At 40.0% G+C, this 9365-nt stretch carries 5 protein-coding genes; 2 read left to right on the forward strand and 3 right to left on the reverse strand.

Annotation, left to right across the window (positions count from 1 at the left end):
* A partial coding sequence (locus tag J3U68_RS10530) for a hypothetical protein (RefSeq protein ID WP_267376877.1) occupies positions 1 to 184 on the reverse strand: 184 nt, incomplete at its 3' end.
* A gap of 705 nt (positions 185 to 889) precedes the next feature.
* Between J3U68_RS10530 and J3U68_RS10535 the strand changes: the two genes are divergently transcribed.
* Positions 890 to 1450, forward strand: coding sequence for an imm11 family protein (locus tag J3U68_RS10535; protein ID WP_267376879.1), 561 nt, complete (start codon positions 890 to 892; stop codon positions 1448 to 1450).
* 871 nt (positions 1451 to 2321) lie between these two features.
* On the forward strand, positions 2322 to 3167 hold the full coding sequence (modD, locus tag J3U68_RS10540; RefSeq protein WP_267376881.1) for a ModD protein: 846 nt from the start codon (positions 2322 to 2324) through the stop codon (positions 3165 to 3167).
* A gap of 35 nt (positions 3168 to 3202) precedes the next feature.
* Here modD and trpE read toward each other — a convergent pair whose 3' ends face one another.
* Both trpE and J3U68_RS10550 read right to left on the reverse strand, forming a co-directional pair.
* Positions 3203 to 4678, reverse strand: coding sequence for an anthranilate synthase component I (gene trpE / locus J3U68_RS10545; protein WP_267376883.1), 1476 nt, complete (start codon positions 4676 to 4678; stop codon positions 3203 to 3205).
* 661 nt (positions 4679 to 5339) lie between these two features.
* Positions 5340 to 9365 (reverse strand): PilC/PilY family type IV pilus protein (locus J3U68_RS10550; protein WP_267376886.1); only part of this gene is annotated, 4026 nt, incomplete at its 5' end.

Genomic DNA, 9365 nt, shown 5'->3' on the forward strand with positions numbered 1-9365 from the left:
TTGGTTTTTTTCGGACCGTCTTCAGCGAAGAAGGCGAACTATACGCCCCATCATTTTTCATGTCAACTCTTTTTATCGCCTTATTTGCTATTTTTTTGCCCAACCTCGCTAAACCTCCTGTTTGTGCATAGGTTATTAATTGTGGGTATTTTTTATTTCTTGCCCTTTTTGCTGTTTTACACACTCTCTATCTGCTTTGTTTCTTGCTGTCGGATAGACTATTCAGGTTCTTTTGGCTAGATGGGTCGATATTTAATTCAGTTTAGCTGAGTCATTGCCTTATTTTCATCTAATAAATAGTCAAAATCATACTTTTTAATAGATCCGAGCTGACGACAGCTGATTCTTACACGCTTAACAGCATCCTTTTAATATGCTGAGCAACCTCAATATTACTAATATTCTGACATTAGCTATCATTCGCGCGATAAGCAGTAACGACTTAACTGGTAGTTGACTTAGACAATAACTAATCAAAATAAAAAAGGTGGAACAGCATTTTTATCAGACTAAAGACCAGTAAATCTCCTCTTAGTTTTAATCTCAGCATTTTTATTCTCTGCGTTTAACGCGACTCATATTATGTATTATGAAATTAAACTTTAGTTTATATCCAAAAGATTGTATAATTTCGTTAAGATGAAGCGCAAAAAGGTAGTTATAAGTTAATTTACTCTAAAGAGTTTAACTAAATAGTTTTGATGATGATTTTAGTTGCAATATGAACTGAACGAAAATTTGGTTATGGATGTAACACTGTTTCATCAACAATCTTTGCTCAATTGCTTTCGCTGATTATTAATTAAACAACAAACTAAACACGTTATTATGCTAAATAATTGACTGCTCTTTTAAGATTGCGGTTATGATCTATTTATAAGGATGAAGTATGACAGACTCTGATAACCAAAATAATTTTGAGTATTATTTCATGCAAAGCAAATCTGATGCGGCTTATCCCATGATAGACCTGCTGAATGAGCATGCTGAAATCATTGAAGCTCAATTAGGAGATCCATTGCCTCGTCGTCCAGTGTTAGCCGATTACCTGACCGGAGCTAAAGACTTTGTAACCAAAAGAGTCGCTCAGGTAATGATGAGTATGAATATGGAAGGTGTGCGTATTTCGCCTATCAAACTGGCTGACCGAAAGGGTGGATATATAGATGATTACTACGTTATTTTCGTTGATGACAATACTTATGAAGCATTAGATAAAACAAATTCTGAATATGAGTATGATGAAGAATGCGAATTTTATTTTATCGAAAAGATTGTCTTAGATAAGGAAGCTTTAGCAAAAATACCTCTGAATAAACGCTTAGGCTGGAGATTAGATGAGGATCCAGGAACTTATTTATATCACGAGTCTGTCATCAATGAGATAAAAAAATTACAGCCAACTGGCGTGGAGTTTATTCATTTAGATGACTACGAAGGTTTTAGTTAACAACTAATTTATTGTATTAATTTCTGAATTTGATAATTATGCTCATTCAGATATCACTATCTCGCCCAAAACGTTTTTTTGGGCGAGATAGTTTATGAGTTTTGCAATCCAAAGCAGCATTAATAATGTTGGCGTTATTGATTATTATTACTACCATGCCTTATTCTCTAATAAATTTATAATTATGCTGGGTTCTTTCCTATATTGGCATAGATAGATAATGTCGATATTTTTTGACACCATTATTGCATTATCTTAACTGTTGAAATAAATATTCCTGAAGATCGGATTTGCTCACTCTTATCCAGAACGATCATTTCTATAAATTAAGATTTTTTAATTAATATTCCGACCAAAATCTGTCATTACAATGCTCAATATTTTACTAATCATCACAAATAAGCTTTGATGGTGTATGAAAATTTAGATCATCTTCCGTAACATCAAAATATTTCAATTTTAATTATTTTGCTCTTTGTTTTTTTAGATATTAAAAAGCCATTCAATATGAATTAGGTTTCTTTTTAGTGTAGTCAATCTGATTCAATTTTATGTCACATCATTCCGCTATGCTGCAATGGCGTAATGAATGCTCATGCCGATAATTGACACTCTATCCTAGCTAAGAATAAGTATTGATCTTGATAATGGATTTAATTTAGACAATTGGATTGAACAAATTGGTTTTAATTAAGACTTGGCTTCTGATATTTTTATGATCCCTATTTTAGAAGCAGTATTTAAGTATTTAATTACAAGTTATGGTGTATGGTGGTCTTTTGCAGATAATATATTTTACTGGTATTAATGTAGTTAGTTAGTTAAATACCGTTACTTTATTGGCTACCACGAATTGGTGGAGGAAAAGACAGTGTTTTATATATCTGATGCAGAATTGGACAGGTTGTTACTGGAAGATATTGCCTATGGTGATTTGACGACGCGGGCATTAGACATTGGGAAACAGATCGGTCAGATATCGTTTAGTCGGCAACAAGCAGGGCGAGTTAGTGGAGTGGCGATAGCAGTTAGGTTGTTGCAGAAGCTGATGCTGGAGGTGGTGGTTAATGTCCAAGACGGCGAGGATGTCACAGCTGGCACAGTTTTGATGACGGCTACAGGCACTGCAAAGAGGCTACATCAAGGCTGGAAGGTGGTGCAGAATGTACTGGAATGGAGTTGTGGTGTGGCGCAATACATGGCGCAGATGGTCACCACAGCCCAAAACATTAATCCGTTGGTGCAGATTGCTTGTACACGTAAAAGTATTCCGGGAACAAAATCGCTGGCGATTGCCGCCGTGATTGATGGTGGTGGAATTTTGCATCGTGCTGGGACGGCTGAGTCCGTATTGTTGTTTGCCAATCACCGACGATTTTATGTTGAACCAGATAACTGGGGAAGGATGGTCGCGCGCTTAAAGCAAGCGGCACCAGAGAAAAAGGTTATAGTGGAAGCAGATACGATTGAGGAAGCATTAGCGGCCCTAAAAGCACAGGCTGATATTGTGCAATTAGATAAGTTTACGCCAGAACAATTTGCTACTGTATTGGCACACGCTCGATTGCTGGCGCCGATGAGTATGCTATCCGCAGCTGGTGGTATCACATTGCTTAATATTGCTGATTATGTGCGTGCCGGCGCACAACTATTGGTTACTTCGGCACCATATTATGCGCCACCAGTAGATATCAAAGTACGATTACAGCCACTATAAATAATTGTTTTATTATATGGTTTCTCGCCAAGAAGTTATTTATCTAAACCTTGTTGCACCATATGTGCTGCTCTAACGACCGCTTTGGCTTTGTTCTGTGTCTCCTGCCATTCCAATTGTTCATCGGAATCAAATACAATCCCTCCACCGCTTTGTATATATAGTGTGTGATGGCGAATGACTCCAGTACGAATAGCGATACACAGATCCATATCTCCCGAGAAGCTGAGGTAACCGACAGCACCTCCGTAGACACCCCGTTTATGAGGTTCCAATTCTTCGATGATTTCTAAGGCACGCACCTTAGGCGCACCAGAAAGTGTACCGGCCGGAAAAGTGGCCTCAAGTATATCGAGATTGGACGTACCATCCAGCAGCTCCCCTTCCACATTAGATACAAGGTGCATTACATGCGAATAGCGTTCCACGATCATTTTATCGGTTAATCTGACCTGACCAATTTTACTCACGCGACCAACGTCATTACGTCCCAGATCAATTAACATGACATGTTCTGCCACTTCTTTTGGATCATTGAGCAGTTCTTGTGCCAAGGCCTGATCTTCTTCAGGAGTCTGACCTCGTGGCCGTGTTCCGGCTATCGGTCGTACGGTAACTTTTTCTTGCTCACGGCGCACCAGAATTTCTGGTGAAGATCCAACGATATAAAAATCATCAAACTGATAATAAAACAAATATGGGGATGGATTGAGGGTACGTAGCGCACGATACAAACTTAGAGGATTATCCTGAAATGACATACTCAGACGCTGACTCGGAACAACCTGCATGCAATCGCCGTCAAGGATGTATTCACGGATACGTTGCACATAGTTTTGATATTGTTCTTCTCCGGTTTCAGCTGTGGGCTCGGTGTGTTGACTACCTAAAGATAATGGTAGTTGTACGCTTTGACGCAAAGCTAGACGTAACTCTTCCAGACGTGCACGCGCCTGCTGATAACCGTCTGGCTGACTGCTGTCAGCATAAACGATAAGGTAGATTTTTCCGCTCAAATTATCTATCACCGCCAACTCCAACGACAGCAGTAAAAAAATATCCGGTACCCCTACTGGATTGGGTTTATCAAGCTGTTTTAAACGATGGGCAATTTGCTCAAAATGATAGATGGTTTCATAGCCAAAGTAACCTACCAGTCCACCGGTAAACCGTGGTAAGTGATCAATATTCGGGGTTTTGTATCTGGATTGAAATTGTTCAATGAATGGCAATGGATTGCCACGATGAGTTTCGATCACGGCTGCCTGCTGGTAAACCTCGGTGAGGTTGCCGGTGATTTTCAGATAGGTATCGCAGGGCAAGCCGATAAAGGAATATCTGCCGAATCGTTCACCATTGACAACAGATTCCAACAGATAGCTAAAAGGCTTATTAGCGAGCTTAAGATATATGGATAAAGGCGTATCCATATCCGCCAATAATTCTTGAACTAAAGGAATATGAGTATAGCCGGCAGCTAATTGTTGTTGATATTCAGCTTGTGTAATCATGGCGTAGTCTTGACTAGTTTGAGATGGCAGATTAGCAAAAATTCAGAATAAAACTCATCTTTTATCGTTATCATAACGTAAAATGAATGCTAAAAGATATATAGATAAACAGTTTACAGGTTGATTAATGCTTTCGTATGGTCAACTAGTAACAGTGAACGCAATAGCCATGATGTTATTTGGGCGCTCAATCATTAAAATTGAATCGGAAAGTAGATAACAATGAAACAAGATGACGGCTGTCTATTAATCAAATTTGAAAACAGATTCCCATGGATAGGGATGGTGTTCAATAGGCGAACAAATTCTTTAAGTCTATAGATGCATGGGGTTAGCCGTATGAAATTCGAGCGCTGTGCCAAACCGAAACACTGGCAGTAATGGTTGGGTGTCAATCAGATGGTTTAATTAAGATTAAACTCAATTTTTTTATCTATCATCTGGTTGATCTATTAATTTACTCTAATCATCGGTTTATATTGTGTATTAAGATAGTCTATTCGCAAACTTGCAATGGGTTGAACTGAAATTAGCTAAACTTTTAAATATTATTGTTCTGGGTGTATTTTCATCTTCACGCCGGTTCTGCATGATTAAACCGTTTGCAGAGTAACATTAAACTAAAACCGGGCTAGTGCCCGGTTTTTAAGTGAAGAGATTATTATTTATTGTAGCCCTCTTTAATTTCTCGCCATGACAATCTCTTAAACGTTACCCGGGCACAATGAACATTTTTGATATCTTCTGATTCAATCAAGCCTTCTGTTGTTGCCGCAACGGGTAGTTTTTCCAAACATCGATCGGATGATGGTGGTACGTCGCCTAATGGACGCCAGTTACCCGTTCCACCTATATTTTGAATGATTTCGGAAAGAATTTCGAAACCTACTAATCCATCCTTCGATACTATTCCCAGCGGATTATTCTTATCAAAAACTATATGTGGACTCTTTTCTGTCAGACCAGAACCGGTTCGCAGATTAAACTGTACCATTCGGGTGGTCGCAGTGACATTTTGCGTTTCGATTTCTGAACTACATGGGTCTCGATCTTTGGCGGAAATTAATCCTTTTTTAACTTCATATATTCGTGTCGGAATTATACCGGTGGTCAATAAGCGGGAGAAATTCGAAACCACTCGCTCGCCATCATTCGGATCCAAATTGATGTACCAACCTTTATGACTTGCTGGATCAAATTTGTTCTTACTTATTGTACGGTATGGACCATTCACGCCGATGTTTTGCTGGAGCAAATCCGTTTTACTGACTTGCGCGTAGGCATCATTATAATCATCATAGATACCATAGATTGCCTGCTGATCTCGGCTTTCCAGATCTTCATCATAAAGATCACTTCCTGTACCAAAAACCACCACCAGCTTCTGATTATCGGCTTTCACCACCAGTGGGGCAGCCGTAATCGGTTTGCCTGCAGCAAATATTTTAACTCCCTTCCAGGTGCTTGGATCTGGATTGCGGATATCAAAACGGAACAGGTTGCCTGCATAATCTCCTGCATAAACTATGTCCGCTATATTATCGTCGTCTACATCAAACGCCGCCGGACTGGATAATCCACCCCTTCCTCCTTCGGCAACTATTTTCTTGAGTAAATCGCCTTTGTTACCCAAGGGCTTATATCCATCTGTGCCCACATCCGCACCCAAAACATTGTAAACATACAAGGCTGATTCTGCACTTTGTTTTCTTTCTGTATCTTTAGCCAATGTGTCTGAGTAGTTGTAGCCATTGCTGATAAAGGCTGCCGCAACGATATTATGTTTGTATGACTTAGTATCGGCCAAACTGGTTCCATAGTTTACCCGAATGCGTGCCACGGCTGGCATTCCTACTGTGTAACCAAATTTATTGCTTGTCCCATCTGAAGTACGGAATAGTTGCAGATTCTTATACCAGTCTGGCGAATTCATATTGTCTATGCCAATGTTTTCCCGACTGAGTATATCTTTACCACCAATATTGATGGCAAACGCGCCTCGTCCGCCCTGCCCCATGGTCGATACCATAAAGGTTTGCTTAATACCGTCACCACGATCGTCTGTTTGTTGTACCACCATGCCACCGTTTAGCAGATAACGATGTGGCTTGGTAGTAAACTGCCCATATTGATTATCGGTCAGGTCTTGATAGTAATGGTTATTTAAATCACTGTTGTCATTACTTTGACGCTGCATATTCAATGGCATGTAATTAAATTTCAAATCGTAAGGTTGGTTTTTATCTTTGGTCGCACCAAACACATATACCATGCCATCATTGGCCGATGTGATCAGATATTTCTGATGACGCATACCTTCTACTGGATCGCCCATAGATATCAGCGGATTATTTAGTATATCGCCTACGTTGCGACTGCTACCAAAATTTTCTATGTCTGTACGATTGCGGTAATCTAAAATAAACCAGCTATTGGCTATGTTCGATATGACGGTTTTAATTTTGTCATCTTCTTTAGCTCGTGCCAACCAGGTTAGCAAACCATCACGCCATTCGGTTTTATTGTTATTTGTTGTTGGATCCAAACCGGTGTGTACAGAAGGATCTGGAAAATTGTCTTTAATTTTGAACGTTGTATTATCCATTCCGTTAATGGCCAGATCTGGTGCATACAGATAACTGTTTTTACCATCATTAATGACCAACTGGCGATTGGTATAACTAGGCTGAATGGCGCAAGATAAAGGGTCTTCTCCACGATTGTGAATACAAATCTGACTGCTCCAGCTACCGGTATCTACCTTAGCGGTGACGGAAGTATCTCCCTCAGAAGTACTGGACAACCCTACTGTGGCAGCGACGGTATCGACAATAGACACAGCAGTAGTGGATTCATAAATTTTACGAAAAATATCGTCGAAAGATGCCAGTAATTCTTCATAACTACCATCGATATCATAAAACCGACCATCTGGGTTTTTAACCGGATCGTACTTGCCTGCTGGTGTGGCGGCAAAATATAAAATGGAAGAACTGTCTTCGTCATAATCAGCAGCGCCTGGTACCAAACCTGGTTGTTTAAACTTGAGTCCCATACCAATGGTGAAGGTTTCAGCAGTTTGAGTATATGGTCGGCCAGTTTGCGGATTAATGGCATCCCAGACTTCGCCAGCATCGTCCTTTTCTCGGTGTTCCAAAGTCGGTTGACCTGTACAGAAAAAGTCGGGACTATTTAGCGTCGGAATTGGTATCTCATCAATACCATCGACACGCTTTCCTAGAAGCGCAGTGGATGCACCACTCGGAACAGTGAATGCTTCATACCGCTTAAAATGGTAGCCCATATTTGAATCATCAGAAACCTTGATACACGATCGATAATAATCATTTTTATAGATATAAGAACCAAAGTTTTTGCTAGCCAACCGTTGGGTGTAGTAAGCTAACCACCTTTCAAAAGATGAAGATGGATAATTTTCTGATGGAAAAGCGCACCAAGGATAAGTACAGACATTAATAAAATATTTTGCCGGGAAATTGCCATATAAGCTCCCTAAAGGGCCTCTTATGCGATCCATATCAAAATATCCATCCCAACCAGCCTCGGGCTGAACGTTTGGTAGAGGATTTAATTCAAATTTACCATCATAGTACCAACTTGATGGAACAAGAGCAGCAGCAACGCCGCCTGAATAATCCGTAGGTTGTAGATTTTTTAAATCAAATACTCTGAGGCGATTTTGATTATAGATGGGAGAATACATCTCTCGAGCATTGGAAAGAAGCACTAAAAAAGATTTTTGGCAACGATATTGTTGCCCTTTCATCACCACATCTTTAGCAATTTTGGGTAATGCATCCATTAAATTAACTGTGGATCCGAAGCGGGTATAGTGATTGGTCATTTGTGGTTTTAATAAATCGATATTATGCAACAATTGACTTAATTCACTGTCCGATGCGCCATCATAATATTTACTGGATATGGTGGATGCTTGCTGGGTAAATACATCCAGCTTAAAATCCTCCTTACTATATTTGGCATAATGTTTATCATTTATATGAGGCATGCCCCACTGTTCAAATTGTTTTTGAAATTGATTTTTTACCTGTACCTCGGTATGGAAATTTGATACAGGCACGACACTGAAGCGCATTTTAGCGCGGTATTTTTCAATTAACTCCTTAAGTACCATCTGTACGATACGCATACTGGTCCGCCCACCAGGTTGGCAATCCTCCTTAAAATGCCTAACAACTTGGTTGCATCTGCCATTTGAACACATAGGTCTTGTATCGTATCGTTCCCCATAATTACGAATTTCTTCCTGAAGTATTCTATCCATTTCAGCATTATCGTCAAACTGAGTCCACCGTACATCATCCCTGTAGGAATCTGGCTGCCAGCCATAGTTACCATATTTATACCGACGACACTTGATACCGATGGGAACTGGAGTCGGGTTTACTTCGCCCATCATGCTATTATTATCTATAACTAAGGCCACATTAGGTTTTACATCCTCTGATAATGAGGTGGTTTTTTTATTCTGATAAATTAGTGGCAAATCTGAAAAAATACTGTTTGCAGCAAGGGTGGAGCAGGGAAAAGAAAAAAGGATACTAGTCAGCAGTGTTAAGTGTGCTGCGGTGCTGCGGTGCTGCGGTGCTGCGGTGCTGCGGTGCTGCGGTGCTGCGGTGCTGCGGTGCTGCGGTGCTGCGGTGCT

The sequence above is a fragment of the Snodgrassella sp. B3882 genome (genome assembly GCF_026535915.1).
Lineage (GTDB): Bacteria > Pseudomonadota > Gammaproteobacteria > Burkholderiales > Neisseriaceae > Snodgrassella.